This window comes from Nocardiopsis sp. NPDC006198 (genome assembly GCF_040613895.1).
GTDB lineage: Bacteria > Actinomycetota > Actinomycetes > Streptosporangiales > Streptosporangiaceae > Nocardiopsis > Nocardiopsis tropica.
In genome coordinates, this window is record NZ_JBEXSY010000019.1 from 26,143 (window position 1) to 52,317 (window position 26,175).

General features: G+C 71.1%; 27 protein-coding genes. 13 read left to right on the top strand and 14 right to left on the bottom strand.

Annotated features, from left to right (window positions below):
• Positions 1-119: 119 nt before the first annotated feature.
• A complete protein-coding gene (locus ABZ234_RS15220; protein ID WP_355012435.1) occupies positions 120-890 on the bottom strand; it encodes a hypothetical protein in 771 nt (256 codons plus the stop codon).
• Positions 891-1,129: 239 nt separating this feature from the next.
• Between ABZ234_RS15220 and ABZ234_RS15225 the strand changes: the two genes are divergently transcribed.
• From ABZ234_RS15225 to ABZ234_RS15235, 3 genes are all read left to right on the top strand, one after another.
• Complete coding sequence (locus tag ABZ234_RS15225) at positions 1,130-1,468, top strand: hypothetical protein (protein WP_355012436.1); 339 nt, start codon at positions 1,130-1,132, stop codon at positions 1,466-1,468.
• Positions 1,455-2,195 (top strand): MerR family transcriptional regulator, encoded by a 741-nt coding sequence (locus ABZ234_RS15230; RefSeq protein ID WP_355012437.1) that lies wholly within the window; start codon positions 1,455-1,457, stop codon positions 2,193-2,195. Before ABZ234_RS15225 ends, ABZ234_RS15230 begins: the two co-directional genes overlap by 14 nt.
• A gap of 136 nt (positions 2,196-2,331) precedes the next feature.
• Positions 2,332-4,260, top strand: a complete 1,929-nt coding sequence (locus ABZ234_RS15235; RefSeq protein ID WP_355012438.1) for a S9 family peptidase — start codon at positions 2,332-2,334, stop codon at positions 4,258-4,260.
• Positions 4,261-4,393: 133 nt separating this feature from the next.
• Here the strand turns inward: ABZ234_RS15235 and ABZ234_RS15240 are convergent, their stop codons facing one another.
• On the bottom strand, positions 4,394-4,846 hold the full coding sequence (locus tag ABZ234_RS15240; protein WP_355012439.1) for a pyridoxamine 5'-phosphate oxidase family protein: 453 nt from the start codon (positions 4,844-4,846) through the stop codon (positions 4,394-4,396).
• A gap of 108 nt (positions 4,847-4,954) precedes the next feature.
• Here ABZ234_RS15240 and ABZ234_RS15245 point away from each other — a divergent pair, with 108 nt between their 5' ends.
• The 5 genes from ABZ234_RS15245 to ABZ234_RS15265 all read left to right on the top strand — a co-directional run bounded on the left by ABZ234_RS15245 (position 4,955) and on the right by ABZ234_RS15265 (position 8,031).
• Positions 4,955-5,344 carry a VOC family protein gene (locus ABZ234_RS15245; protein WP_355012440.1) on the top strand — a complete coding sequence of 130 codons (390 nt, stop codon included), beginning with the start codon at positions 4,955-4,957 and terminating at the stop codon, positions 5,342-5,344.
• 393 nt (positions 5,345-5,737) lie between these two features.
• On the top strand, positions 5,738-6,067 hold the full coding sequence (locus tag ABZ234_RS15250) for a PadR family transcriptional regulator (protein WP_355012527.1): 330 nt from the start codon (positions 5,738-5,740) through the stop codon (positions 6,065-6,067).
• A gap of 2 nt (positions 6,068-6,069) precedes the next feature.
• Entirely contained in the window at positions 6,070-6,456 is a 387-nt protein-coding gene (locus ABZ234_RS15255; protein ID WP_355012441.1) for a DUF1048 domain-containing protein, read from the top strand.
• The gene (locus ABZ234_RS15260) at positions 6,453-7,259 is read left to right on the top strand and encodes an ABC transporter ATP-binding protein (RefSeq protein WP_355012442.1); all 807 of its coding nucleotides are present in this window, start codon (positions 6,453-6,455) and stop codon (positions 7,257-7,259) included. Before ABZ234_RS15255 ends, ABZ234_RS15260 begins: the two co-directional genes overlap by 4 nt.
• 10 nt (positions 7,260-7,269) lie before the next feature.
• Entirely contained in the window at positions 7,270-8,031 is a 762-nt protein-coding gene (locus ABZ234_RS15265) for an ABC transporter permease (RefSeq protein WP_355012443.1), read from the top strand.
• 93 nt (positions 8,032-8,124) lie between these two features.
• Here ABZ234_RS15265 and ABZ234_RS15270 read toward each other — a convergent pair whose 3' ends face one another.
• The 7 genes from ABZ234_RS15270 to ABZ234_RS15300 form a co-directional block, all read right to left on the bottom strand.
• Positions 8,125-9,498, bottom strand: a complete 1,374-nt coding sequence (locus tag ABZ234_RS15270; protein WP_355012444.1) for a citrate:proton symporter — start codon at positions 9,496-9,498, stop codon at positions 8,125-8,127.
• Between the two features lie 595 nt (positions 9,499-10,093).
• Positions 10,094-10,813, bottom strand: a complete 720-nt coding sequence (locus ABZ234_RS15275) for a FadR/GntR family transcriptional regulator (RefSeq protein WP_355012445.1) — start codon at positions 10,811-10,813, stop codon at positions 10,094-10,096.
• 220 nt (positions 10,814-11,033) lie between these two features.
• Positions 11,034-12,422 carry an NAD-dependent succinate-semialdehyde dehydrogenase gene (locus ABZ234_RS15280; RefSeq protein WP_355012446.1) on the bottom strand — a complete coding sequence of 463 codons (1,389 nt, stop codon included), beginning with the start codon at positions 12,420-12,422 and terminating at the stop codon, positions 11,034-11,036.
• Positions 12,423-12,454: 32 nt separating this feature from the next.
• Positions 12,455-12,889, bottom strand: coding sequence for a cupin domain-containing protein (locus ABZ234_RS15285; RefSeq protein ID WP_355012447.1), 435 nt, complete (start codon positions 12,887-12,889; stop codon positions 12,455-12,457).
• A 28-nt stretch (positions 12,890-12,917) separates the two neighbouring features.
• Positions 12,918-13,220, bottom strand: coding sequence for a putative quinol monooxygenase (locus ABZ234_RS15290; protein WP_355012448.1), 303 nt, complete (start codon positions 13,218-13,220; stop codon positions 12,918-12,920).
• A 35-nt stretch (positions 13,221-13,255) separates the two neighbouring features.
• Positions 13,256-14,317: an Ldh family oxidoreductase gene (locus tag ABZ234_RS15295; RefSeq protein WP_355012449.1), complete on the bottom strand. Its 1,062-nt coding sequence runs from the start codon at positions 14,315-14,317 to the stop codon at positions 13,256-13,258.
• 279 nt (positions 14,318-14,596) lie between these two features.
• Positions 14,597-15,292: a GntR family transcriptional regulator gene (locus ABZ234_RS15300; protein WP_355012450.1), complete on the bottom strand. Its 696-nt coding sequence runs from the start codon at positions 15,290-15,292 to the stop codon at positions 14,597-14,599.
• A gap of 345 nt (positions 15,293-15,637) precedes the next feature.
• On the opposite strand from ABZ234_RS15300, the gene ABZ234_RS15305 reads away from it, so the two are divergent.
• The 4 genes from ABZ234_RS15305 to ABZ234_RS15320 are packed head-to-tail and all read left to right on the top strand — an operon-like array spanning position 15,638 to position 19,658.
• A complete protein-coding gene (locus tag ABZ234_RS15305) occupies positions 15,638-16,624 on the top strand; it encodes a tripartite tricarboxylate transporter substrate-binding protein (RefSeq protein ID WP_355012451.1) in 987 nt (328 codons plus the stop codon).
• Positions 16,621-17,184, top strand: a complete 564-nt coding sequence (locus ABZ234_RS15310) for a tripartite tricarboxylate transporter TctB family protein (protein ID WP_355012452.1) — start codon at positions 16,621-16,623, stop codon at positions 17,182-17,184. The genes ABZ234_RS15305 and ABZ234_RS15310 overlap by 4 nt, the downstream gene beginning before the upstream one ends.
• Complete coding sequence (locus tag ABZ234_RS15315; RefSeq protein WP_355012453.1) at positions 17,172-18,731, top strand: tripartite tricarboxylate transporter permease; 1,560 nt, start codon at positions 17,172-17,174, stop codon at positions 18,729-18,731. The genes ABZ234_RS15310 and ABZ234_RS15315 overlap by 13 nt, the downstream gene beginning before the upstream one ends.
• Before the next feature lie 30 nt (positions 18,732-18,761).
• Positions 18,762-19,658, top strand: coding sequence for a GntR family transcriptional regulator (locus tag ABZ234_RS15320; RefSeq protein WP_355012454.1), 897 nt, complete (start codon positions 18,762-18,764; stop codon positions 19,656-19,658).
• A gap of 350 nt (positions 19,659-20,008) precedes the next feature.
• Here ABZ234_RS15320 and ABZ234_RS15325 read toward each other — a convergent pair whose 3' ends face one another.
• From ABZ234_RS15325 to ABZ234_RS15340, 4 genes are all read right to left on the bottom strand, one after another.
• Positions 20,009-20,719, bottom strand: coding sequence for a cupin domain-containing protein (locus tag ABZ234_RS15325; protein WP_355012455.1), 711 nt, complete (start codon positions 20,717-20,719; stop codon positions 20,009-20,011).
• Between the two features lie 29 nt (positions 20,720-20,748).
• A complete protein-coding gene (locus ABZ234_RS15330) occupies positions 20,749-22,122 on the bottom strand; it encodes an NAD-dependent succinate-semialdehyde dehydrogenase (RefSeq protein ID WP_355012456.1) in 1,374 nt (457 codons plus the stop codon).
• A gap of 5 nt (positions 22,123-22,127) precedes the next feature.
• Positions 22,128-23,222 (bottom strand): isocitrate/isopropylmalate family dehydrogenase, encoded by a 1,095-nt coding sequence (locus ABZ234_RS15335; protein WP_355012457.1) that lies wholly within the window; start codon positions 23,220-23,222, stop codon positions 22,128-22,130.
• A gap of 532 nt (positions 23,223-23,754) precedes the next feature.
• The gene (locus ABZ234_RS15340) at positions 23,755-24,114 is read right to left on the bottom strand and encodes a MerR family transcriptional regulator (RefSeq protein ID WP_355012458.1); all 360 of its coding nucleotides are present in this window, start codon (positions 24,112-24,114) and stop codon (positions 23,755-23,757) included.
• A gap of 130 nt (positions 24,115-24,244) precedes the next feature.
• On the opposite strand from ABZ234_RS15340, the gene ABZ234_RS15345 reads away from it, so the two are divergent.
• Positions 24,245-24,955 (top strand): nitroreductase, encoded by a 711-nt coding sequence (locus tag ABZ234_RS15345; protein WP_355012459.1) that lies wholly within the window; start codon positions 24,245-24,247, stop codon positions 24,953-24,955.
• A 54-nt stretch (positions 24,956-25,009) separates the two neighbouring features.
• On the opposite strand, the gene ABZ234_RS15350 is transcribed toward ABZ234_RS15345, so the two are convergent.
• A complete protein-coding gene (locus tag ABZ234_RS15350; protein WP_355012460.1) occupies positions 25,010-25,729 on the bottom strand; it encodes an NAD(P)-binding domain-containing protein in 720 nt (239 codons plus the stop codon).
• Positions 25,730-26,175: the final 446 nt, after the last annotated feature.

Consider the following 26,175-nt stretch of genomic DNA (forward strand, 5'->3'; position numbering starts at 1 on the left):
CGCGAAGACCTCGGCGCAGAACGCATCGAGGTCCTCGCGCAGCTCTTCTGCAGCGGCCGGATCCACGCGTCCATGATGGCGGAACCGAGCCGAGAAATCAGGTACTCAACGAAGTACTACTAGACGGGCCCGATGCCCTCCATGATGAGCAGGACCTCCTCGGGGTGGCCCTCCACGGCGCCGTCGGGGTCCTCCAGGAACTCGTCCATGACGGTGTCGTCCATGTAGGAGACCTCGACCACCACACCGGGTTCGGGGGAGAAGAGCGCCCCGGCCCCGTTGTAGTGGCCGGTGCCGTCCGGGAGCTCCCGGACGCCGCCTCCGGGCAGGACCTCCTCGAGGGGGGTGCCGCCCCCGGCCTCCGGCTCCAGGTAGGCGTCCACGTCCGTGAAGTCCGCGTGCCGGTGAACCGTGACGTACACGTCGGAGGGGGCGAACACCTCGCGCTCGGGAAGGACCCGGCCGTCGTCGTCGACGAGGTGGTCCACGTCCACGGTGTCGGGCAGCCAGGACCGCTCGACCTCCTCGGCGTCGGGCAGGACGACCTCCTCCTGCCCCTGCTGCTGCCGGGACATCCAGGCGTTGACGTCGTGGTCGTAGGGGGTGCCCTCCACGGCGTCGGGCAGGTATCCGATCTCGTAACCGCTGAGGTCGCCCTCGGCGGGGAGGTAGCCCTGTGCCTCCAGGAACGGTGCGGCCTCCTCCAGGGACATGCGCTCGGAGGGCGCGCTGCCGTCCGGGTTCAACTCGGGGAGTGCCTCCTCCGAGGAGGAGCTGGGCTCCACCGCCTGGGCGGTTCCGCACGCGGTGGTGGCGACCATGACGGCCACGGCGCCGAGGGCCATGGCGAGGGCGGGGGAGAGGGGGGTGTGCTTCTGCCGGAAGGTCATGGGGCCATCGTGCGGGCCGGGGCCCGCGACGGCATGAGTACGCGCACTCAACCGTCCTTCCCGGAGGCCTCCGGCAGACGTGGTCCGTCTCCCGTGTCACGCGGCGAGGGCGCTCTCCGCCGTCGTGGCGGGACCGGGGCGGCGTCCGTCCCGGCCGGGAGATCCGGTGGCCGGGATCACCGCCCCGTCGGTTGTGACCGCCTTGACCCCGACGCAGCGTCCGGGTCTTTCCTGGTCGCATGCCGCTCAAACAGTCCCTGGTCGCCGTCCCCTGTCCCGCCCCACTCTCGCTGAGCCTGCTCGGCAACGGCAACGGCATCGCGGCGGTGGCGCTGCCGCTGATCGTGCCGCAGGTCGAACGGACCGCCGGCGCTGTACGTGGGAGGGTGTTCGGCGTGAAGACCGCCCCGTTGATGATCGCCGCACCGGCCGGGACCGGTCCCGCCGGGGTGACGGCGGACCACGGGCCCCCGGTCCTGGCCGGGGCCGGCGTGCGGAACCTCGTGCTGCCGGCCGTGGTCATGTCGCGTGCCCTGCGCGACCTGGAGCCGAAGGAGCTGTCCCATGCTCAGCGGTGAGCTCGCGGAACTGGCTGGCGTCACCGTCCGCACGCTGCGCCACTACCACCAGATCGGGCTGCTGCCCGAGCCGCCGCGCTCGGCCGGGGGCTACCGGAACTACGGCGTGGGCCACCTCGTCCGTCTCCTGCGCATCACGAGGATGGCCGCACTCGGCGTACCGCTGTCCGCGCTCCCCGCGGTGCTGGACGATCCGCAGGCCGCCGAGGAGCTGCTCGACGAGCTCGACCGCCAGGCCGCCGCCGAGATCGAACGGCTTCTCGCCCGCCGGGCCGGGATCGCCGCGCTGCGCCGAACCGGCGCCCCGCCCGACCTGCCGCCGGAAGTCTCGGCATGGCGCTCCGGCCCCGCCGCGGAGGTGCCGGAGGACATGGCCCGCTACGAGCACGAACAGCTGGTCCTGGTCGGCCACCTGCTCGGCGAGGACGGCGCGGCGGGGTTCGCCGCCCTGTTCGGCGGGGCGGACAGCGGCATGGCCGCCTTCGCGCCGCTGACGGCGCGCTTCTACGCACTCGGGCCCGACACCCCGGACGAGGAGGTCTCCTCCCTGGTCGACGAGTTGGTCGCGCACCTCGAACCGCTGACAGAGCGGATGGTCGGCCTGCCCCCGCTCGGCGTGCGGGCCGAAGAGCTGATGGACGAACTGAACCGGCAGAACCTCCGGCCCGTGCAACACCGCGTCCTGCGCCGCGTCCAGCAGCGGCTGGCCCGGCCCGGCGGGGCCTGACCCGGTGCCGCGTCCCCGCGCCGGTCCCTGCTCCGAGACGCACCGTGACCCAGGACATCTCCCGCGGGCTTGCGTACGACGCGACGTCGGGGTCTTGACTCAGGGGCACCGCATCCAACGACCCCGAGGAACCGCCATGACCGCTCCGTCGAAGCCGATCTCCGTCGAAGAGTTCTTCGGCCCTCCCACCCGCAGCCGGGCCCTGCTGTCCCCGGACGGTGAGAAGGTCGCCTACCTCGCCCCGTGGCACGGGCGGCTCAACGTGTTCGTCCGCGACCTGGACTCGGATTGGTCCGCCCCCGACGACGCACACGACGCCGACGCCCCGGACGTCCGGCGTGTCACCTCCGACACCCGGCGCGACATCGACGCCTTCTTCTGGACCACGGACGGCCGCTACCTGCTGTTCCAGCAGGACACCGACGGCGACGAGAACTGGCACCTGCACCGCGCCGACCCGTACCGGCCCGACGAGCCCGTGGTCGACCTGACCCCCTTCGAGGGAGTGCGGCTGCTCGGCGCGCAGCTCCCGCCGGACCGGCCGGGCACCGCGTTCGTGCAGCTCAACATGCGCCGCCCCGACCTGATCGACCTCTTCGAGCTCGACCTGGCCACCGGCCGCCTGACCACGGCCGCGGAGAACCCCGGCGACGTCCTCTCCTGGCTGCGCACCCCCGACCGGCTGCTGGCCTTCACCATGGAGGAGGGGGGCGACCACGTGCTGTCGGAGTGGGACGCGGGTGAGCGGCGCCCGATCGCGCGGTTCCCCGGCGCGGACGCCCTCTTCGGGGTCCTTCCGGCCGCGCCCACCCCGGACGGGGGAGGACTGTGGATCGGTTCCTCGCGCGGCTCGGACCGCACCCACCTGGTCCGGGTCGACCTGGACACCGGCGAGCAGACCGGGGTGGACAGCCACCCCGTGTTCGACCTGGACACCCCCCGTCCCGAGGCCGATCCGCGCTTCCCGTCCTCGCTGATCCTGCACCCGGCCACCGGAGAACTCCTGGGCGCCCGCTACCTCGGGGCCAGGCAGGAGATCCACGCGCTCGACACGCACTTCGCCGCGGTGCTGCCGCGGCTGGCCGAGCTGTCCGACGGCGACCTGGCCCACGTGTCCTGCGACGCCGCGGCGCAACGCTGGGTGGTGGACTTCACCCACGACCGCGATCCCGGCGTCACCTGGTTCTACGACCACGCCACGGGTCGGGCCCGCCGCCTGTTCCGGCCGTTCCCGCACCTGGACCCGGCCCGGCTCGCACCGGTCACCCCGATCACCGTCACCGCCCGCGACGGCCTGTCCCTGCCCTGCCACCTCACCCTGCCGGTCGGGGTAGAGCCGCGCGGCCTGCCGACCGTGCTGTTGGTGCACGGCGGACCGTGGTACCGCGACAGCTGGGGCTACGACCCGGAGGTGCAGCTGCTGGCCAACCGCGGCTACGCGGTACTCCAGGTCAACATGCGCGGTTCCACCGGTTACGGCAAGGCCCACACCCGGGCCGCGATCGGCGAGTTCGCGGGCAAGATGCACGACGACCTGCTCGACGCCCTCGACCGGGTGGTCGAGCAGGGGATCACGGACCCGGACCGGGTCGCGATCTACGGTTGCTCCTACGGCGGCTACGCCGCACTCGTCGGGGCCGCGTTCACCCCGGACCGGTTCGCCGCCGCGGTCAGCTACACCGGGATGTCCGACCTCGTCGACCTCGTCCGGTCGGTCGTCCCCTTCGCCCGCCGCGCCGTCGAGAACAGCTACCTGCGCTACATCGGCGACCCGGACGACCCCCGCCAGGAGGCCGACATGCTCGCCCGCTCACCCATCGGCCGGGTCGACGACATCACCGCGCCGGTGCTGCTCATCCACGGCGCCAACGACGTCCGCGTCCACCGCCGCAACTCCGACCGCGTCTTCGAAGCGCTCCGCGCCCGCGGCGCCGAGGTCGAGTACCTGCTGAACGAGAACGAGGGCCACTGGTTCGTCAACACGGACAGCAACATCGAGCTGTACCGCACGCTCGAACGCTTCCTGGCCCGGCACCTGGGCGGGCGCTCCTCGACCACCGTCTGAGCCGGGGCGGTCGGGAGGGGCCGCGCTCCCTCCCGGCCCGGTGCTCCGGAGGCGGGGACGGGGTCGACGCCGTTCCCGCCTCCGGCCGGGATCTCGTGCTCCGGGGTGTTCCCCGCCCTGCCGTGCCCGAGGGCTACGTCTCGCCGTTCTTGGACAGGTCCTTGACGACGGTGCGGTCGGGTGTGAAGCGGACCAGGCGGCCGTCATCCGCGTAGTGCCGGAAGTCCGGATGCCAGGCCTCCTCGTCCTCACCCAGGTAGCGGCGCAGCAGACGTCTGGCCAGAACCTGGTCGAAGGGCGCCACCTCGGCTTTGCCGTGCATGGTCACCTGGAGGAATTCCATACGCTCCAGATCGCAGGTGTCCACCACCACGGAGGTGCGCGCGTCACGTTCCAGGTGCTTGGCCACGACCGAGTAGGAGCCTGTGAGCCACCACAGGGCGTTCTGCTCCCACAGGAACCAGACCGGTCTGACCGCAGGCGCACCGGCGGAGTTGACCGTGGCCGCCCTGGCGACAAGGGGACGTTCCAGGAAGGCTTCGACATCGAAGGGAGAGGGGGATCGAGTATCGGAGAAGGAACTCATCCCCTCCAGGATAAGAGCTCGGAGGCCACGCGGGCGAGCTCGAACCCCGTTCACACGGGGCCCTCGGCCTGACGCTCCCTCGGGCGGAACGCCGACTACCTTGGCGCCATGGCCGTGTTGCGCGACGTCGTGTTCGACTGCTCCCACCCCGCCTCCCTGGCCCGTTTCTGGGCGGCGGCGCTCGACGGGTACGAGGTGGCCTCCTACGACGAAGAGGAACTCGGACGACTGCGACGAGAGGGGATCGAGGACCCCGAGGACGATCCCTCGGTGCTCGTCCAGCCGGTTTCGGGAGCAGCGCCCCGCTTGTTCTTCAACAAGGTCCCCGAACCGAAGAGCGGCAAGAACCGGGTGCACATGGACCTGTGGGCCGAGGACGTCGGGGCCGAGGCCGAACGGCTCGTCCGGCTGGGCGCCACCAGGAAGGCCCGCGTCCAGGACTGGGTGACGATGGCCGACCCCGAGGGCAACGAGTTCGACGTCCTGCCCGCGGAGTAGTCGCGCTCGGCACGTCGCGGCCTCTCCGCACAGGGAGAAGGCCCCTCGTGGACGGTGCCGCCGGGGCCGTACCGGGGGACGTCCTCCTGCCGGAGGGCAGGGCTGCCCGGAGACCAGCGCCTTGAACGTGGCGAAGTTGCCCGGGGCAAACGGGCCGACCGGCGGGCGGAGCCCGTCCGGGGGATCCGCCCGCCGGCATCCGGCCGCGGGGGCGGACGCCCCGGCCAGGGGCCACCGGCGTCGCCTCGGGTGGGCCACCAGGGCCGCGCCGCGCCCCACCACGTGCTCGCAGCGCGGACAACCCTCATCGGTATTCGGTGTTGCTATGTACCGGTAGTCAGTATTACTATGCACCAGTAGTCAGTGTTGATGAGTAGCCAGAGGAGGCGTTCCGTGGGCAAGCAGGCGACGGAGATGCTCAAGGGGGTCCTGGAGGGCATCGTCCTCGCGATCCTGTCCGGCCGACCGGCCTACGGCTACGAGATCACGGCGTGGCTGCGGGACCAGGGCTTCTCCGACATCGCCGAGGGCACCGTCTACGCGCTGCTCGTCAGGGTCGAGCGGCGCGGCCTCGTCGACGTCGAGAAGGTCCCGTCCGAGAAGGGGCCGCCGCGCAAGGTGTACTCGCTCAATTCCCAGGGGCGTGCATACCTCGAAGAGTTCTGGAGGACCTGGAGCTTCCTCACAGAACGACTTGAACAGCTCCGAGAAGGAGGAAAGTGAAAATGGCCCCGAGTTGGATCGAACAGGTCACGGGATCGTTCGAGGACAAGAAGCGGTACCGGCAGTACAAGGCGCGCACGAAACAGCTTCCCGGGAACTACCGCACGGCGGTCGAGGCGCTCGACCGCTACCTGATGTACTTCGGCTCGATCACGAAGGGGGACATCCTGATGGAGATGCTGGACGACCTCATCGACCTTTTCGAGCAGAGCGCCGCGGCCGGAACACCGATCCGGGAGATCGTCGGGGAGGACCCCGTGGAATTCGCCGAGACGTTCCTGGCGAACTACTCGGAGGGCCAGTGGATCAAGAAGGAGCGCGAACGCCTGGCCGGGGCCATCGAACGCGCCGCCGGAGAAGACACCGGAAAGGAAGAGGGATCCCTGTGACGAGGACACAGAAGCAGCCGGCGATCCGTCTGCGGGGCCTGGAGAAGTCCTACAAGGACCTGCGCGTGCTGCGCGGGGTGGACTTCGACGTCGCGCCGGGCAGCATCTTCGCCCTGCTGGGATCCAACGGGGCGGGCAAGACCACGGTCGTGAGAATCCTGTCCACCCTGCTCAAGGCCGACAGGGGAACCGCCGCGGTCAACGGCTTCGACGTCGCCGCGCAGTCGGCGAACGTGCGGGAGTCCATCAGCCTCACCGGACAGTTCGCCGCCGTCGACGAGATCCTCAGCGGTCGGGAGAACCTCGTGCTCGTCGCCAGGCTGCGCCACATGGAGGAGCCGGGCGCGATCGCCGACGACCTGCTCTCCCGCTTCTCGCTGACGGAGGCGGGCGGGCGGAGGGTGTCGACCTACTCGGGCGGCATGCGCCGCCGCCTGGACATCGCCATGAGCCTCATCGGGAACCCGCCGGTCGTCTTCCTGGACGAACCCACGACCGGGCTCGACCCCCAGGCGCGCGTCGAGGTGTGGGAGGCGGTGAAGAACCTCGCCGGGAGCGGCACGACGGTCCTGTTGACCACGCAGTACCTGGACGAGGCCGAACAGCTCGCCGACCGGATCGCGATCCTCCACCGGGGCCGGATCATCGTCAACGGCACCCTCGCCGAGCTCAGGGCGATGCTGCCGCCCGCCGAGGTCGAATACGTCGAGAAGCAGCCGACCCTGGAGGACGTCTTCTTCGCGGTCACCGGCGGCTCCGACACGGACGGCGAAGACCGCCGGACCGCATTAGAGAAGAAGTAGGGGACCGACCATGGCAACGCACTTCCTCGGCGACACCGCCGCGCTCACCGGACGGACCCTGCGCCACGTCACGCGCAGCCCGGACACCATCATCACGACCGCCGTCATGCCCATCGCCATGATGCTGATGTTCGTCTACGTGTTCGGCGGCGCGATCGACACCGGGTCGGTCTCCTATGTGAACTACATGCTGCCCGGCATCCTGCTCATCACCATCGCCTCAGGGATCGCCTACACCGCGTTCCGCCTCTTCACCGACATGCAGGGCGGGATCTTCGAGCGCTTCCAGTCCATGCCGATCGCCCGGTCGGGCGTGCTGTGGGCCCATGTCCTGACCTCGCTCGTCGCCAACGTCCTCTCCCTCGTGGTCGTCGTGGGCGTCGCCCTGCTCATGGGCTTCCGGTCGGGGGCCGGGGTGGGGGCGTGGCTCGCGGTCGCCGGCATCCTGATCCTGTTCACCCTGGCGCTGACCTGGATCGCCGTGATCCCCGGCCTCTCCGCGACCTCGGTGGAGGGCGCGAGCGCCTTCTCCTACCCGCTCATCTTCCTGCCGTTCCTCAGCTCGGCGTTCGTGCCCACCGACACCATGCCCGGCCCGGTGCGCTGGTTCGCCGAACACCAGCCGGTGACGTCCATCGTCAACACGATCCGCGACCTGCTCACCGGCCGACCGGTCGGCGACGACGTCTGGACCGCCCTGGCCTGGTGCGTCGGCATCCTCGTCGTCGCGTACGCCTTCGCCATGGCCACCTACCGGCGCAAGATCAGCTGAGCGGGCGCCGCCCGGCCGCACGCACCGGCCGGCGCGGCGACCACGGACCACCCGGGACCCGTGGCCCCGCCGCGGCCGGTGCGTGCGGGGACCTCACAGCAGCGGGTAGACCCCGACGAGGCCGCCGGTGACGAGCATGACGAGCGCGACGGCCGAGCCCCGCCAGAGGGCCATGCGCAGGTGCTGGCCCATGTTCACCTTGGCGAACCCGATCAGGAGCAGGAAGGACGCCACCAGCGGACTCGACTGGTGCAGGGCCTGCCCCACGAGGGAGGCCCGGGCCACCTCCACGGGGCTGATGCCGTAGTGGCCCGCCGTCTCGGCGAGGATCGGCAGGATGCCGAAGTAGAAGGCGTCGTTGGTCAGCACGAAGGTCAGCGGGATGCTCAGCACTCCCGCGATGGTGGCCATGAACGGCCCCCAGGAGGCGGGGATGACGCCGACCAGCCACTCGGCCATGGCCGAGATCATCCCGGTGCCGTTCATGACCCCGGTGAGGACCGAGGCGGCGAAGATCATCCCGACCACGGCGATGACGCTGGAGGAGTGGGCCTGGATCTGCTCCAGCTGTGACTCGACACGGCGGAAGTTGATCACCAGGGCCAGGGCGGTGGCCACCATGAACAGCGCGGCCGGCTCGACGACGTCGGCGACCAGGACGGTCATGACCGTGACGGTCAGCAGCAGGTTCACCAGGAGGAGCCGGGGCCTGGCGTTGGGCCGGTCGATCACGCCGGCCAGGGAGGTCGCGGTGGAAACCTGCGGACCGGCGTCCGTCGCGGGAGCGCCGGCCGGGGAACCGCCGGTCGGGCCGGCGGAGGTATCCGTGTCGTCCTCGCGGCCCAGGCTGAGGGATCCGATGCGCTTGCGCTCGGCCCGTCCGAGCATCCAGGCGAGCACGAGCGTCGCCATCAGGCCGGCGATGACGGCGGGGATCATCGGCACGAAGATCTCGGTCGGGGTCAGGCCCAGGGCCGCCGCCGCCCGCGAGGTCGAACCACCCCAGGGCAGGGTGTTGAGGACGCCGTTGGAGAGCGCCGCGACCACGGTGAGGGTGACCGGGCTCAGGCCCAGCCTCAGGTACAGGGGGAGCAGGGCGGCGGTGACGATCATGAAGGTCGTGGAGCCGTCCCCGTCGAGCGAGATGACCGACGTGAGCAGGGACGTGCCGATCACGAGTCGCACGGGGTCGTGGCCGACGAATCTCAGGATCCAGCGGACCGGCGGATCGAAGAGCCCGACGTCGATCATCATGCCGAAGTAGATGATGACGAAGAACATCATCCCCGCGGTGGGGGCGAGGTTGAGGAGGCCCTCCATGATCATGTCACTGATACCGAGGCCCGCTCCGGCGAACAGGCCGAAGACCACGGGCACCAGGATCAGTACCACGATCGGCGTCGCCTTCTTGGCCATGACCAAGTACATGAAGAGCGCCACCATCGCGAAGCCCAGCGCTACGAGCATTGTCACTCCTTTGAAGCGGTCTCGGCCCAGGGGGAACGGGGCGGAGGAATCCTGGTCCGACCGGCTCGCGGGCCCGTACGCAGCGGCCGCGGGCCGCCCCTGCCGTCCTCGCTGTGGCGGTTCGCGCGGCGTGAGGGGCGGGGCTCCTGGGGTTCCGTCCACCTGCCGGGGCCGGGGGAGGTTGGTTGCGTGAGATGTCGACGATGACAACAACGCGTTAATTGGTTTACCAATAAGGTGAGGCTAGTGTCTCTCTTGCGCATGTCAAGAGTCACGATGGTGTGTACCGATCGTCACTCGGAGGTGTCGTCGGCTCATGGTGCGGAAGAAAAGCCCGGTGGGAGGGGTTTTCTGGCCCACCTGGGAACGAGCCGTGCTTCGCCGGAGGGGCTATGCTGCTCGAAGAGGGTGTTTTTTTGGTTAACCAAATGTGAGCAAAGTGAGACGTGCCTGTTCAGCGCGGTGACAGCCCGGGCGCGCGGAGTGCCGGAGGAGTTCCTCGAAGGCATGGCGGCACGTGCCCGCGGTCGGAGCCGGCGGCCCGTGGGCGCCGCGGCCCTCCGCGAGCAGCGGGGGCAGGGATGCGGGCGGCGCCCTAGTCGGTCTGGCCCTCCAGGGCGGAGAGCAGGCGCGACGTGGCGCCCTTCATGTGCTGGGACATCGCCTCGCGGGCCGCCGCCGGGTCGCGGCGCTCGATGGCCTCGAAGATCGGCACGTGGTCCTGGTAGGCGATGCGTATGGTGGCCGCGGCCTGCACGGTGCGGCCCACCCAGCCGTGCTGCATGATCGTCCGCAGTCCCCGCAGCATGTCGCGCAGGGTGGAGTTGCGCGCGGCTTCGGCGATGGCCAGGTGGAAGCGCACGTCGGCCTCGGGGAAGCCCTCCGGGGAGCTCACGCGCATCTGTTCCAGGCGGTCCGCCAGGACCGCGACGTCGTTGTCGTTGGCCTGCTCCGCGGCCAGGCCCGCCAGCAGGACCTCCAGGTGCGCGCGCGCCTGGAGCATGTCCCGGGCCTTGCGCTCGCCGGTGATGAGGCCGGTTTCGAACAGCCTGTACAGGAGGTCGTTGGACGGTCCGAGGTAGTAGGTGCCGCTGCCCCGCCTGACCTCGACCAGTCCGAGGAACGCCAGGGAGCGGATCGCCTCGCGCACCGTGGGGCGGTTGACGCCGAGTTCGTCCGCGAGCACGCGTTCCGCGGGAAGGCGCTGGCCCGGGCTGACCTGGCCCGAGGACAGCAGCCTGATCAGCTTCCTCGTCACGGAGGCGGCGTCGTTGTCCCCGCCCGGGTCGCCGGGGATGACGAGACCGTCGGACACGCAGCCTCCTGTGAAGAGCGATGGGCGAGCGGCGGTTCGGCCGTCGGCCCCGGCCCGCCGGGCGCTGCGGGCGGGAGGGCGTCAGGTCGACCTCACCCATTGTAGAGGCAATATTGGTTAACCAATCTGTGTCGGTGGGCGGTGTGGGATCCGAGGAGCGGTGCCGGGGTGGGGCGGTGGAGCGCGTCCGTGCTCCACCGCCCCGCCCCGCCGGACACGGTCAGGCGGCGCTCCAGTAGGTGCGGGTGTTGGTGAACTCCCGGATGCCGGCCAGACCCAGCTCGCGCCCGTGGCCGCTCCTGCCCACACCGCCGAACGGGACCCGGGGGTCGGAGGCCACGACCGCGTTGACGAACACGGCTCCCGACCGCAGCCTCCGGGCCACGGCCGCGCCCCGTTCCGCGTCGGCGGTCCACACGCTCGCGCCGAGCCCGTACACGGTGGCGTTCGCCAGCTCGACCGCGTGGTCCTCGTCCTCGGCCACGGCGACGGCCGCAACCGGTCCGAAGGTCTCCTCGTCGAAGGCCGGCACACCCGGACCCGTGTTCGTCAGGACCGTCGGCGCGTAGAAGTAGCCGTCGCGGTCCAACGGGCCGCCGCCGGTGCGCAGTTCGGCCCCCGCCGCCACCGACCGCTCCACCTGGTCGTGCAGCGCGTGGCGCAGGTCCTCCCGGGCGAGGGGGCCCATCTGGGTCGCGGGATCGGTCGGATCGCCCACCCGCAGGGACTCCGCCGCGGCGACGAAGCGCCGCACGAACTCCTCGTAAGCCGTCCGCTCGACGATGAACCTCTTGGCGCACACGCAGCTCTGGCCGGCGTTGGTGAACCGGGCGCGGACCGCGGCGGGGACGGCCAGGTCCAGGTCGGCGTCGGCGAGCACCACGAAGGGGTCGGAGCCCCCCAGTTCCAGGACCGACTTCTTGACCTCGCGGCCGGCCAGCGCGCCGACCGCCGAGCCGGCGCGGTTGCTCCCGGTCAGGGTGACAGCCTGGACCCGGTCGTCGGCGACCAGGGAGGCGATGACCCCGGGGACACGGGGCTCCTCGACCACCAGGGCGCCGAGCAGCCCCTGCGGGGCCCCGGCCCTTCCCAGCAGCTCCTCCAGGGCCAGGGCGCTGCCGGTGGAGTTGGCGGCGTGCTTGAGGACCATCCCGTTACCCGCGGCCAGTGCGGGAAGGCCGGCGCGCATGACCTGCCAGAAGGGGAAGTTCCACGGCATGACGGCCAGCACGACGCCCAGGGGCTCGTGGGCCACCCACGCGCGGGCCGGTGCGACGTCGACGGGTTCCTCGGCGAGGAAGGCCTCGGCGTGGTCGGCGTAGTAGTCGGCGGTCAGGGCGCACTTGTCGACCTCGCCGAGGGACTCGGCCAGGGGCTTGCCCATCTCGCGGGTCATGAGGGCGGCGTAGTCCTCGCGCCCCTCGCGCAGCAGGTCCGCGATCCGTCGCAGTACGACGGCCCGCTCCGCCACGGGGCGGGCCGCCCAGCGCCGCGCCTGTTCGGCGCTGCGCGCGACGACGGCGTCGATGCGCGCGTCGTCGTAGGTGTCGTAGGCGCCCACGGGCCGGCCCGTGGCGGGGTCGACCGTGGTGATGGTCGGGGTGGTCATGGCGGGTTTCTCCTTCGGTTGCCGTGACGGGGTCACTGCGAGCTCTGTCCGCCCCTGTCGTTCTCCGAGAGGTGCTCGAAGGTCTCGCCGGTGGCGGTGATGGTGCGGGTGACGTCCCTGGCCCCGTAGAGCCAGTAGATGCGCATGACCGACCCGCCCCGGTTGAGGAAGCGGTGCGGGACCCCGGCGGGGACCCAGGTCGCCTGGCCCGGTTCCAGGTCGAAGTACTCGCCGTCGATCTCGGCGGTGGCCAACCCCTCCAGGATCAGGACCGACTCCTCGCAGTTGTGGCTGTGCAGGGGCAGGCCGGTGCCCACCGCGAACGCGGTGACGCCTGTGGTCACCGTGGCCTGCCCGGAGTTCCACTTGCCGACGTAGGGCGTGGTGGAGACGCCGTTGCCGCGGTCGAAGACCGTGACGCGCTCGGGATCGATCAGCAGGTTGGGGTCTCGGGGTGTGCTGGGCATGGGGCTCCTCGGCTGTGGTGGGCGGGTGTCAGGCGTGGTGCAGCAGGCGTGTGGCCACGGTGTTGCGCTGGCTCCCCTCGACGACGTGGCGGGCCACCGCCTCGCGCCACCGCTTGAAGTGGGGGGCGCCCCGGTGGGCCTCCAGCGCGGCCTGGTCCCGGTAGAGCTCGTAGAAGAGGAAGTGGTGGTCGTCGGCCTCGTCCACGGTGACGTCGAAGTACAGGCATCCGGGCTCGTCGGTGAAGGAGCGCAGGGCGTTCTCGGTGATGGCCGCGGTGAACGCGTCCAGTTCTCCTGGCCTGACCTGGAGGGAGACGATGAGGGCGATCATGGCTGTGTCCTTCTCTGATCCGGGGGCGGGACGGTTCACGGGGCGAGCGGCTCGGGCAGGGGCACGGAGGTCTCCCGGGCCAGGCGCTCCAGGGCGGCCCAGGTCTGGTCGGCCACGGGGATGCCGGTGCGCAACCGCTCCCGCTCGTTGCGCTCCTCGAGTTCTCCGGGGTAGAGGATCTCCGTGGCGTCGGCGGCCAGCGGGACGGCCTTGGTCTCCTCCACCAAGGCCTCGACCCGGCGGGTGAACTCCCCGGTGTCCGCCATCGAGGCCACGTCGATGGTCAGCAGCAGGTGGCCGCAGCCGCTGCGCCCCTCGGGGGAGTAGGGGCCCACGACGGAGCTCCCGAACGCGCTGCCCGTCAACACCCCGGCCAGGACGTCGAACATGAAGGAGATGACGTACCCCTTGTGGCCGGCCATGGGCAGGATGAGTCCGTCGACCGCCTTGCGCGGGTCGGTGGTGGGCCGTCCCTCGGAGTCCGCCGCCCACCCCTCGGGGATGGGTTCCTCGCGTTCCCCGGCCAGGTAGATCTTGCCCCGGGCCACGGCCGTGTTGGCGATGTCCATCACCACCGGGCCGTAGCGCCCCCCGGGGGCGGCCAGCGACCACGGGTTGGTGCCGATGCTCTTCTCCTTGCCGCCCCAGGGGGCCATGGCGGGGCTGGCGTTGGTCGCCAGGATCGCCACGCACCCCTGCTCGGCCGCGCGGCGGGTGAAGTAGGCGGCGGTGCCGAAGTGGTTGGAGTTGCGCACGGCCACACCCGAGAGCGTGTGCTCGCGTGCCCGTCGAACCCCTTCCTCCACCGCGTTCGCGGTCAGGACCTGGCCGATGCCGTCCCGGCCGTCGAGCACGAGCATCGTCCCCGAGTCGGAGACGACCTCGGGTTCGGTGACCGCTCTCATCGCGCCGCTGCGCAGTCGTGCGGTGTACCAGGGGAGGCGGAGCATGCCGTGCGAGGAGTGCCCCCACAGCTCCGCCCTGACGAGGCTGTCCGAGAGCAGGCGGGCGTCCGCGGCGGGAACGCCGTGGGCCAGGAGTACGCGTTCACCGAAATCCGTGTACGGGCCTGCGGTGACCAGGCGGCTTGCGGGCATGTTCGTTCCTCACGTCAGCTCTGTATATCGACCAGTATACAGGCTTGTACATCGCAGTCCCGGAGCGGTGTGTCCGGGGCCCGCATCCCCGGCCCGCACGGGGAGGCGAGCACGGGCGGCGAGCGCGGAACGCGGTCGCGTCCGGGCGGGGTCGCGGGCTGCTCACGCCGACGGGTGTGCGGCGGGACGCGAGGGCCCGCCGCACACCCCTCGGGGGCATGGCCGGAGGCCCCCGGTCTCAGGCGTCCCGGACAGGCCCGGGCGCGAGGGCCCGTCCCTTCACAGGTGGATGTCGGTCCGCGGGCGGCCGTGGCTCCGCACCAGCTCGTCGATGATGACGCGCAGGGTCTCGGCCAGATGGCGGCCGACCTCCTCCGCCGCGGCCTCCGGCCTGCCCTCGACGACGGCCGTGCACATGCGCAGGTGCTCCCGTGCCGACTCCGCCAGGTGCTCGGGGTCGTTGTGGGCGATCTTGCGCAGCCGTTTGCTCTGTCCCCTGTACTGCACGACGGCTTCAGCCAGCAACGGGTTGCGCGTGGCCGCGACCAGGTGCTGGTCGAACCTCTCGGTGAGTTCGTAGAAGCGGCTGTGCAGGTCCTCCCACGCCTCGTCCCCGGCCCGCCGGCGCATCGTCTCGAACTCGGCCGCCAGCGGCCGGAAGGCCGACACCCGTTCCGGGTCGGACATCCCGTCGAGGGTCACCATGCGGGCCGCGGAGGGCTCGAGGATCATGCGGAACTCGAACAGCTCGCGGACGCCGTTCAACGAGATGGGGGAGACCCTGGCGACCTCGCCGGGAACGAAGTCCACGAGCCCCTCGCGGGCCAGGCGCCGGAGCGCCTCGCGCACGGGCGTTCGCGAGGCCCCGAAGCGTTCGGCCACCGTCAGCTCGCTCAGGCGTGCCCCGGGAGGGAGCGTCAACGCCTCGATCTCGTCCTTGAGGCGCTGGTAGACGCTCTCGGTCTTGCTTGCCATGTCTTCCTGCCGCTCGTGTGGGCTCCCCGCCCCGGGTCGAGACGGCACCGCGCGCGGTGCGTCGACCACCGGCGTGCGGAGACGGTCGGTCCTGCCGGGTATGTCGACCTGTATACCAAGCCGGGGCGCGACCGGTGCGGGAACCGTGCGGGGCGGGCGCGCCACGGCGTGACCGCCGGCGGGGGCGGGGCCTCCCCTTGTGTCCTACGTGATACGGGCGTGTTCCGAGAATCACACAAGAAGCTTGCTTTTGGCATTTCGTGGTGACATAGTACCAAAAATGATCGGGGGCTCGACGCCAACCTTCACCTGACCTGTTCGTTTGACCGGGAGACTCCACCCACGATGAAGCTGAGAATCCAGAGCGTGGCCCTTGCCGTCGCGCTCGCAGTGACAGTCCCCGTCGCGCTCGTCGACGCGGCGACCACCCAGGGCAGCGGAGGCCCCAGAAGCAGTCTGACGCTCATCGTCCCCGGCTCCGCGGGCGGAGGCTACGACCTCCTGGCCCGTGAGGCACAGCAGACACTGCGCTCCAACGGCATCTCCGGCAACGTCCAGGTCCTCAACATCCCCGGAGCCTCGGGCACGGTGGGACTGCAGACGCTGGTCGAGATGGAGGACCGCGACGACGTGCTCCTCGTCGTCGGCTCGGCCATGGTCGGCGGCGTGGAGGTCGCCGACAGCACGGCCACCCTGGACGACGTCACCCCGATCAGCGCGGTGACCACGGACTACCCCGTGATCGTCACACCCGGTGACTCTCCCTACGACCCCACGGGGGCGGCCGAGTTCCTCCGGGCGTGGAAGGAGGACCCCCGGGGCCACCCCATCGCCGGAGGCGCGCTGGGCAACACCGACCACCTCGCGATCCTCGCGCTGGCCCAGGAGGTCGGCATCCCGGCGAACGACGTCAACTACCTCGCCTACTCCGGAGGCGGAGAGGTCCTGGGAGCCCTGCTCTCGGGCACCGCCGCGGCCGGCGTCTCCGGATACGCCGAGCTCAGCGACCAGATCCGGGCCGGAACCATGAACGGCATCGGCATCACCGCCCCCGAAGCGGTCGCCGGCATCGACCTGTCGACCTTCCGCGAGCAGGGCATCGAGACGGTGACGTCGAACTGGCGCGGCTTCGTCGCGCCACCCGGCATCTCCGCGGACCAGGCCGCCGAGCTGGAACAGGTCGTCGCCGACCTCGTCCGGACCGAGGAGTGGCGGAGCGCACTCGAACGCAACCAGTGGCAGGAGACCGTCCTGACAGGCCAGGACTACACCGACTTCATCGACGAAGAGGTCGAGACCACCCGACGACTTCTCTCCGGAGGGGCACAGTGACCGCCGTCTCGCACACCGAGCCCGAACAAGCGGCCCCGCCCGCCCACAAGCGCGACTACGCCGAACTGGGGGTGGCGGCCCTCCTCTACGCCCTGGCGGCCTTCTGTGCCTACAACACCGCGACCATGGAGGTCATCGGCGACTCCAGCCCCGGTCCCCAGGTCTTCCCCTCGATCGTCGCGGTCATGCTGCTCGTCAGCGGCATCGGCGTGACCGTGCGCGTCGTGGCGCGGGAGCGGCGCCGGCCCGGCCTCCCCGCCACCGCGCGGACCGAGGCCGAGCCGGAGCCGGGGGAGGACCCCCGGGTGGACTGGCGCACCTTCCTCCTCGTGGCGTCCGCCTTCGTCGCCTTCGTCCTCCTGCTGCGGCCCGTGGGCTGGATCCTCAGCGCCGCGGCCCTGTTCTGGGCGGTCAGTTGCGCCCTGGGCACACGCAACCACCTCCTGAACGCCTCCGTGGCCCTCGTCTTCTCCTGCACCGTCCAGATCGCCTTCTCCATCGGCCTCGGACTGAACCTGCCCTCGGGCGTCATCGGAGGCCTTCTCCCATGGATCAGCTGAACGACCTCCTCGGCGGTTTCGCCGCCGCCCTGACACCTGTGAACCTGCTCTGGCTCTTCCTCGGCGCCGTCCTGGGAACCGCCGTGGGCGTCCTCCCCGGCCTGGGCTCGGCCATGGCCGTCGCCCTGCTGCTGCCGGTCACCTTCGCCCTGGAACCCACCGGGGCCCTGATCATGTTCGCCGGCGTCTACTACGGCGGCCTGTTCGGCGACTCCATCGCGGGAATCCTGCTCAACACCCCGGGCAACGCCACCGCGATCGCCGGGTCGATCGAGGGGCACCGCATGGCCCTGGACGGCCGGGGCGCCAAGGCCCTGGCCGCCTCCGCCCTGGGCGCCTTCTCCGGCGGACTGATCGCGACCGCGCTCGTCGTCGTCCTGGCCCCGTACATCATCCGCATGGCGGCGATGTTCGGCCCGGCCGAGTACTTCGCCCTGGCCCTGTTCGCCTTCGTCGCCATCTCCTGGGTCGTGGCCGAGTCCTTCGTCAAGGGCGTCGCGTCCCTGTCGATCGGGCTGCTCATCGCGCTGGTGGGCGTCGACGGCGTCTCGGGGACCTCCCGCTTCACCCTGGGCGTGCCCTACCTCTTCGACGGGATCTCCATCGTCGTGGTCACCGTCGGACTCCTCGCCCTGGGCGAGGTGTTCTTCCTGGCCTCCCGGATCCACCGGCGCAAGGACCGGGATCGCGTCATCGGCTCGGGGCGTCCCTGGCTGACCCGCACCGAGATCCGCCAGGCGCTGCCCGCCTGGCTGCGCGGCACCGCGATCGGCGTCCCCTTCGGCACGATCCCCGCCGGCGGGGCGGAAGTGCCCTCGTTCCTGGCCTACACGGTCGAGAAGCGCCTGGCCCGACGCCGCGGCGACACCGACTTCGGCACCCGCGGAGCCATCCAGGGCGTGGCGGGCCCCGAAGCCTCAGGGAACGCCACCGCCGCCAGCGCGATGGGAGCCCTCCTGGCCATCGGCCTCCCCACCTCGGCGACCGCCGCCATCATGCTCGCCGCGTTCCGGCAGTACGGGATGCAGCCCGGCCCCCTCCTCTTCGAGCGCAGCGGCGACATCGTCTGGGCGCTCATCGCCAGCCTGTTCCTCGGCCTGTTCATCCTGCTGGCGCTGAACCTGCCCTTCGCGCCCCTGTGGGCCAACCTGCTCAAGGTGCCCGCCCCCTACCTGTACGCGGGCATCGGGGTTCTAGCGGTGCTGGGGGTATACTCGATCAGCTCCTCCGTGGCCGACCTGGTGCTCCTGCTCAGCCTCGGGCTCCTGGGGTTCATGATGCGCCGCTTCGACCTGCCGCTGGCACCGGTCCTCATCGGTGTCATCCTCGGTCCCCTGGCCGAGACCGAGTTCCGCAGGTCCGTCAGTGCCGGGCAGGGCGATCCCCTGTTCTTCGTCAGCAGCCCGCTCACCATCGGGCTCTACTCCGTCCTCGTGGCGGGGATGGCGGTGGTGGGGGTTCTGGCCCTGCGGCGCAACCGCTCCACACCCACCGTCTCCGCCGAGGAACGGCCCACCCCCGCGCCCACCGGGGAGCGCAAGGACTGACGGCGTGTGACGTGGCAAGGAGAGAGGCCGATGGCGGACACCGAGGACAAGGGCTCCACCCCCCTCATCGGCCTCATCCGCCGACAACTGCTCTCCCACATCAGCGACGAGGGACTCGCCGAGGGCGCCCGCCTGGTGGAGAGGTCCCTGGCCGAGAGGTTCAGGGTCTCCCGCTCCCCGGTGCGGCGCGCCCTCCAGGAGCTGGAGCGGGAGGGCATGGTCGCCCGCACCGACCGGGGCGGTTACGTCGTCTCCGGCGCTGCCGGAGCGACGCCCCCTCCCGTCCCGCCAGCCCACGACGCACAGAGCGAGAAGTTGTACACACGCATCGCCGAGGACCTGCTCCAGGGGGAGCTGCCCCGGCAGGTGACCGAGAACGCGCTGCTGCGGCGGTACGACGCCACCCGCGGCCAGCTCACCCCGGTCCTGCGTCGGATCTCCACCGAGGGGTGGATCGAGGCCCTGCCGGGGTACGGGTGGGAGTTCTCGCCCATGCTGACCTCCCTGGAGGCCTACCGCGACAGCTACCGCTTCCGCCTGCTGGTGGAGCCCGCCGCCATTCTCGAACCCGGTTACGCCGTCGACCGCACAGCCCTGCTCCAGCGGCGCAGGGAACAGCAGGAGCTGGTGGACGGGCGGGTCCACGAGGTCTCCGGCTCCGAACTCTTCGACCTCAACTCCCGCCTCCACGAGACGGTCACCCTGGGCAGCGGCAACGACTTCTTCGTCGAGAGCCTGGCCCGTGTCAACCGCCTCCGCAGGCTGATGGAGTACCGGCGCACCCTGGTCCCCGAGCGGGCCGTGATCCGCTGTCGCGAGCACGTCCACCTGGCCGACCTGCTGCTGGAGGACCGCCTCCCGGAGGCCTCGGAGTACCTGCGCCGCCACCTGGAGACGGTGGGCGAGGAGAAGACGGCCGGCCCCTGAGGCGGGCCGTGGCGGGGCCGGGGACCGCGTCGGCCCCGGCCGCGCCGAGCGACCCCTCGGCGTAACCGCGGATCCGCAGTCGTGCCTGCTCTCGTGCCCGGTCCACGGTCTCTTCCGCGGCCGGTGCGGGAGAGCCTTCGCCCCCGAGACGATCTTCCGTCACTGGACGGACGACTCGGGTGACCGGGCCTGGTGCCGTGGGTTTTCCGTTCTTCCAGGGAGCGCCGGGCATACCCGGCGCCCGTGGCCTCGCACGTCGCGCGAGGGCCCCTGTCCGGCCGCCTGCGGGGCCCGGCCCCGGGGCACACCATCGGGGACCGGACCCTGAGACAGGGCGGAGCGCGGTCCGGTCAGAAACCCGTCAGCACGTGGCGGAAGTGCTCCGCGACGGGGTCGGTGGACAGGTGTGGGCCGACGAGCTCCCGCCACCGGGTGAACGCCGACGACCCTCGGAAGCCCTCCGTGTGGTCGGTGACGGACTCCCACCGCACGACCAGCCGGTAGTGCGACGGATCCTCGTGCGACCTCTCCAGTACCAGGCTTCGGGTGCCTGCGGCCTGCTGGAAGAGGGTCGAGGCCTCCGCGACCGCCTCCTCGAAGGCCCCCTCGTGGCCTGGCGCCACGTGCAGGTCGGCGACCTCGACCACCGCGTCGGCGGCACGCACGGACACCCTCTCGCCCGTGGACTCGCCGTCGATACGTCCGTGTTCACCGGAGTCCAGAAGGGTGCGCGTGGCGTCCACGGAGGCGTAGGTCCACAGGATGCGCATGGGCTCGGTAACGGAGGCGTTCTCGAAGTGGTGGGGGATGTTGGCCGGGACCAGGGTGGTGTCGAAGGTCCGCAGCTCGGTGCGCTCGCCGTCGATGTCGACGATCGCCCGCCCCTGGATCACCATGACCGACTCCACCACGTTGTGGGTGTGGTGGCCGATCGCGGCGCCCGGTTCGAAGACTGTCGTGCCGTTGAGGAAGGACGTAGCCCCGCGCGCGTACGTCACCAGGGGGACGGTCCTGGCCCCGGCCCCCCGGTCCTTGGAGGGCAGCTCGTCCGGTCGCAGCACGTGCGCCGGCTGGGATGAGGGGGAGGAGGTCACTGCTGCACCGGTCCGATCCAGAGGGTCTTGACGTTGACGAATTCGCGGATGCCGTACACCGAGAGCTCCCGGCCGTACCCCGATCTCTTGACGCCGCCGAAGGGCAGCCGGGGGTCGGAGGCCACCTGGCCGTTGACGAACACCGCGCCGGCCTCGATCCGGCCCGCCAGTTCCCGGCCCAAGTCGGGGTCGCGCGTCCAGACGGCGGCGCCGAGCCCGTACTCGCTGGCGTTGGCCAGACGGACCGCCTCCGCGGCGTCGGCCACGCGCGTCACCCCGGCCACCGGGCCGAAGGTCTCCTCGGTGAAGGCCGCGCTGTCCGTGCCGACGTGGTCCAGCACGGTGGGCGGGTAGTGGAAGCCCGGCCCCGGAGGCAGCTCGCCGCCCACCAGGAGCTTCGCCCCAGCGCCGACCGTGCGCAGGACCTGTTCGTGCAGGGTCTCGCGGAGGTTCGCCCGTGCCATCGGGCCGATCTGCGTCTCCTCCTCCAGGGGGTCGCCGCACACGAGCGCGCGCACCTCCTCGACGAAGAGCTCCACGAAGCGGTCGGCGACCGACTCCACGACCAGGAAGCGCTTGGCGTTGACGCAGCTCTGGCCGACCGTGTTGAAGCGCGACCGGGCGGCGGTGGCCGCGGCGGCCTCCAGGTCGGCGTCGGCCAGGACGATGAAGGGGTCCGACCCTCCCAGCTCCAGCACCTGCTTCTTCAGGGCAGCCCCGGCCTGGGAGGCGATGACCGATCCGACCTGGGTCGACCCGGTGAAGGTGACCGCGGCGATCCTGTCGTCCGCGATGAGCGGCGCCACCGCCGGGGTGTCCACCAGCAGGGAGGAGAACAGGCCCCGGGGCGTGCCGGCGCGGTCCATGACCTCCTGCAGCAGCAGAGCGCACCCGGGCACGTTGTTGGCGTGCTTGAGCACGGCGGCGTTGCCCGCGGCCAGGGCCGGCGCCGCGAAGCGGAAGAACTGCCAGAAGGGGTAGTTCCAGGGCATGATCGCCAGGACCACGCCGAGGGGGTCGAACCGGACCCCGCTGTGCGCGGCGTCGGAGGCGATCTCCTCGAACGCGAGGAAGCGCTCCGCGTTGTCGGCGTAGAACTCCAGTGTGCGGGCGGACTTGTCGATCTCGGCCCGCGCCTCGGTGACGGGCTTGCCCATCTCCAGGGTGATGGTGCGGGCGTAGTGCTCTCGCCCCTCACGCAGCACCCGTGCCACGGAGACGAGGAGTTCGGTCCGCTCGCGGACCGGGACCGCGGCCCATCGGCGCTGCGCCTCGACCGCGGCGTCCAGCGCGGCCTCCACCCGGGTGGGGGAGTGGAAGTCGTGGGTGGCGAACTCCGCCCCCGTGTGGGGATTGGTACTGGTCGGCACGGTGTTCACCCGTTCTCTCGCTCGGTGGAAGCGATGGTGGAGTGCTCGATCACCTCGACGACCCTCGCGGTGAACCCGGCCGTCCCCAGGTCCCCGCCAATGTCCTTGGTACGGGAGGCGGGGTCGGAGAGCTTCTCCCGTACCGCGGCCTCGATCGTGGCGGCGGCCTCGGTCAAGGCCGTGTTCCCGTCCCTGTGGCCGCGCCAGTCCAGGAGCATCGCGGCCGACAGAATGAGCGAGGTCGGGTTGGCCACTCCCCTGCCCGCGATGTCGGGGGCCGAGCCGTGCTGGGCCTGGGCCACGCCTATGTCGGTCCCCGCGTTGAGGGATCCCCCCAGACCGAGGCTGCCCGACAGCTCCGAGGCTTCGTCGGAGAGGATGTCCCCGAACATGTTGGTCGTGACCACCACGTCGAACGTGTGCGGGCGCCGGACGAGCAGCGCCGCGGCGGCGTCGACGATCAGTTCCTCGAGCTCCACGTCGGGGTACTCCTCGGCGACCTTGCGCACCTCACGCAGGAACAGCCCGTCGGAGAGCTTGACGACGTTGGCCTTGTGGACGGCTGTGACCTTCTTGCGTCGGCCCCGGGCCAGCTCGAAGGCGGTACGGGCGACCCGCCGCGAGGCCGCGGCGGTCACCTTGCGGATGCTGAACGCGGTGTCCTCGTCGGGCATGAACTCCCCGCCGCCCGCGTACATGTTGCGGTCGGAGTAGAAGCCCTCGGTGTTCTCCCGCACGATCACCAGATCCATGGGGTGGCGCAGGATACTCAAGTCCGGGTGGGAGCGGCACGGCCGGATGTTGGCGAAGAGCTGGAAGCGGGTGCGTAGTTCGGCGGAGGGGTTGAGTCCCCCCGCTGCCTTGTCGGGGTAGTCGAAGTGCTGGACGGGGCCCAGTACCACCCCGTCGACCTCGGGGACCCGGTCCAGGACGGCCTGGGGGAGCGTGGTCCCCTGAGACTCCAGGCCGGCGAAGCCGATGTCGGCGCTCTCCAGGGCGAGCCCCAACGAGAACCGGCGGTCCACGGCGTTCAGGACCTCCAGGGTGGCTTCGGTGATCTCCGGGCCGATGCCGTCACCGGGCAGAACGAGGATTTTCATGGATGGTCGGCCTTTCACGGGGACATCGCCCCGGCTGGGGTGGATCGTGGACGGGAACCGCAGGACGGGGCACGGGACCGATGTGCGGGGCGCGGAGGATCCGCAGGGTCACATTAGCCAATATGAGGTATTTTGTCCATCAGAAAAACCAAGAACGATGGAGGTGTCCTGGTTGCTGGAGCGCTCGACCCGGGGGAGTCGGGGTTTTCGCGTGGAGGATCAGCTCGGCGCCCCGGGGCCGAAGCCCGACGCCGTTGTGGAACAGCCTCTCCGGCGCCGTCGTCGTGATCCGGCTGTGCTCCGAGGGGTTCGGCGCCACCGGCGAGAGGTGTGCCCGGCCGGCTCCGCTGGGTTCGACCACGTCGTCTTGTCGGGCTCTGGCTCTTCTCCGCCGATCCTGTCGCCGAGGAACCGCGTCCGCCGCGCGGTCCGGGCCGAGGATCCGTGCGGGTGAACGGAGGAGGACGCGCAGACTCGGTGCCCGGTGCCCGGTGCGGGGGGCTGCGGTGGCCCGGCGCCGGGGCGGTGGTGGTCAGGTGTCGCGCATGGCTTGTCGGGTGGCCTGGACCATGTCGTTGAGGGTCTGGCGTGTGCGGGCGAGTTCGTCGGCCCGGGCGTCGATGCGGTCGAGCTCGGCGGTGAGTCGGCGCAGCACCTGCGGCGGGCAGCTCTGCCCGGAGGGCACGACGTGTGGCAGCAGTTCGGCGATGGTCGTGCTGTTCATGCCCACGGCGAAGAGCTGGCGGATCAGCAGCACACGGTCCACGGCCGCCTCGTCGTAGTGGCGCTGTCCGCTGGCGCTGCGTTCGCTGGAGAGCATGCCCTGTTTCTCGTAGTAGCGCAGGGAGCGCACGCTGGCCCCGGTCCGCTCGGCCAGTTCCCCGATTCGCACGGGATGCCTCCGTTCCGATTTGCCCCTGACACCGGTGTCAGGTCCTAGGGTAGCGCCACGCCCACAAGGCACCACCGGGACGTGGTCGCGTGGAGGGTGTGTGAGACGACCCCGCTCGAGAGGAACCGCTGTGCCCGCCAGTCCCCGCTCCTTCACCGACATCGTGCACTCACGGCGCTCGGTCCGGGGCTTCCTGCCCGACCCGGTGCCCGCGGCCGACATCCGTGCGGTGCTCCAGGACGCCCAGAGGGCGCCCTCCAACTGCAACACCCAGCCCTGGCAGGTGCACATCGTCTCCGGGGAGCGCCGCAAGGCCTTGAGCGCCGAACTGTTGGAGGCCGACCGGGCCGGCCGTACCTCGGCCGACTTCAGCTTCGACTACGCCGACTTCGGCGAGGGCGCCTACCTCCGGCGCGCCAAGGAACAGGGCGCGGCCTACTACCGGTCCCTGGGGGTGGAGCGCTCCGACACCGAGGGGCGCCGCGAGGCCTCGTTGCGCAACCTGGAGTTCTTTGGCGCCCCCCACGTGGCGCTGCTGTTCCTGCCCCGGTTCGGTGACGGGGTGCGCGTGGCCGCTGACGTGGGCATGTACGCGCAGACCTTCCTGCTCGCCCTGGAGGCGCGCGGCCTGGCGGGGATCCCGCAGACGATGCTGGGCTTCTACGCCGACACCGTGCGCGAGTCCCTGGGCGTCGAGGCGCAGATGAAGCTGCTGTTCGGCATCTCCTTCGGGTCGGCCGACCCGAAGGGGCCCTCGGGCGAGTACCGGATGGGGCGGGTGCCGCTGGCCGAGAGCGTCGTGGTGCACGACACCCCCGGCCTCATCGAACAGGACAGGTAGGAGGACCGGGAGGCCTTCGCCGCTCCCGAACGGCGAAGGCCTCCGTGTGAACCGTCAGAAGGTGCGCTCGGCCACCTTCACCCGTCGGCTCCCCTCCAGGGCGGCGCGCAGTTCGTCGGCCGGCACCGGGGCGGCCGGGGCCTGCATCATCCGCTCGAGCGGCACATCGGGGTCGGCGAGATAGATCTGGGTGTAGGCATCGGACTCGGGCTCGAAACGCCAGCTCTGGGCAGGGGTCCCGGCGTCGACGGTGTCGAAGCCCAGCCGGTCGATCAGGGCCGCGGCCCGTTCCTTGGCGCCGGTGTCCTCACCGGCGATGGGCAGGGCGCTCCGGTCGGTTGCGTCTGCGGGGCGGGCGAGCTGGGGGATGTGGTGGGCCATGATGTTGTTGAAGGCCTTGACCAGCACCGCGCCGGGCAGGAGCCGTTGGGCCAGTTCGGTCGTGGTCGCCTCCTCGGAGTCGAGTTCGGCGATCCGGCCGTCGCGGTGGGGGTAGTAGTTGCCGGTGTCCAGCACGGTCCGCCCGCGCAGCAGCCCCTCGGGCAGGGAGCCGTAGGCGGTCAGCGGGATGCTGAGCACGGTCGCCTCCCCGGCGCGGGCGGCCTGTTCCACGGTGCCGGCGCTCGCGCGGGGCCCGAGCTCCCCGACCAGGCCGCTCAACGTCTGCGGGCCGCGCGAGTTGGCGATCACCACGTCGATGTCCGCCGCGACCGCCAGGCGCGCGACCGCCGCCCCGATGTTCCCGCTGCCGATGATCCCCAGAGTCGTCGCCATCGCCGGTTCCTCTCCCTCGTGGTGGCCGACCGGAGCCCTTGCCCCTGCCGGCAGACGCGTTGCCCGGTCAAGTTAGGCCCTGACACCGGTGTCAGGGGCAAATCGGCGGGGTGGGGCGTGTCGAGGAGTGGCGGGCGGCCGTCCGCTTCTGGAATGAGCATCGCCAGAGGTACGACCGTGCCCTGAACGCGGTGCGGACTCGGCGTCGGATCCGGTTCCGTGCGCCTGCCCGTGCAGGCGCACCCGGTGCAGCAGGGCCCCGGGCCGCCGTGGGCGGTGCGCGCTTGTCGGCGGGAGGTGTGCGCACACGCCCGTGGAGAGACCCGTGCCCACGGGGCCGGGATCGCCTCGCACGAGTGGTCCTGACCCGCCCACGGGCACACCGTGCCGCTGTCACCGACGACCACGCCGCCGAGATCGCCCGCACCACCGGCTGCCGGATCGGC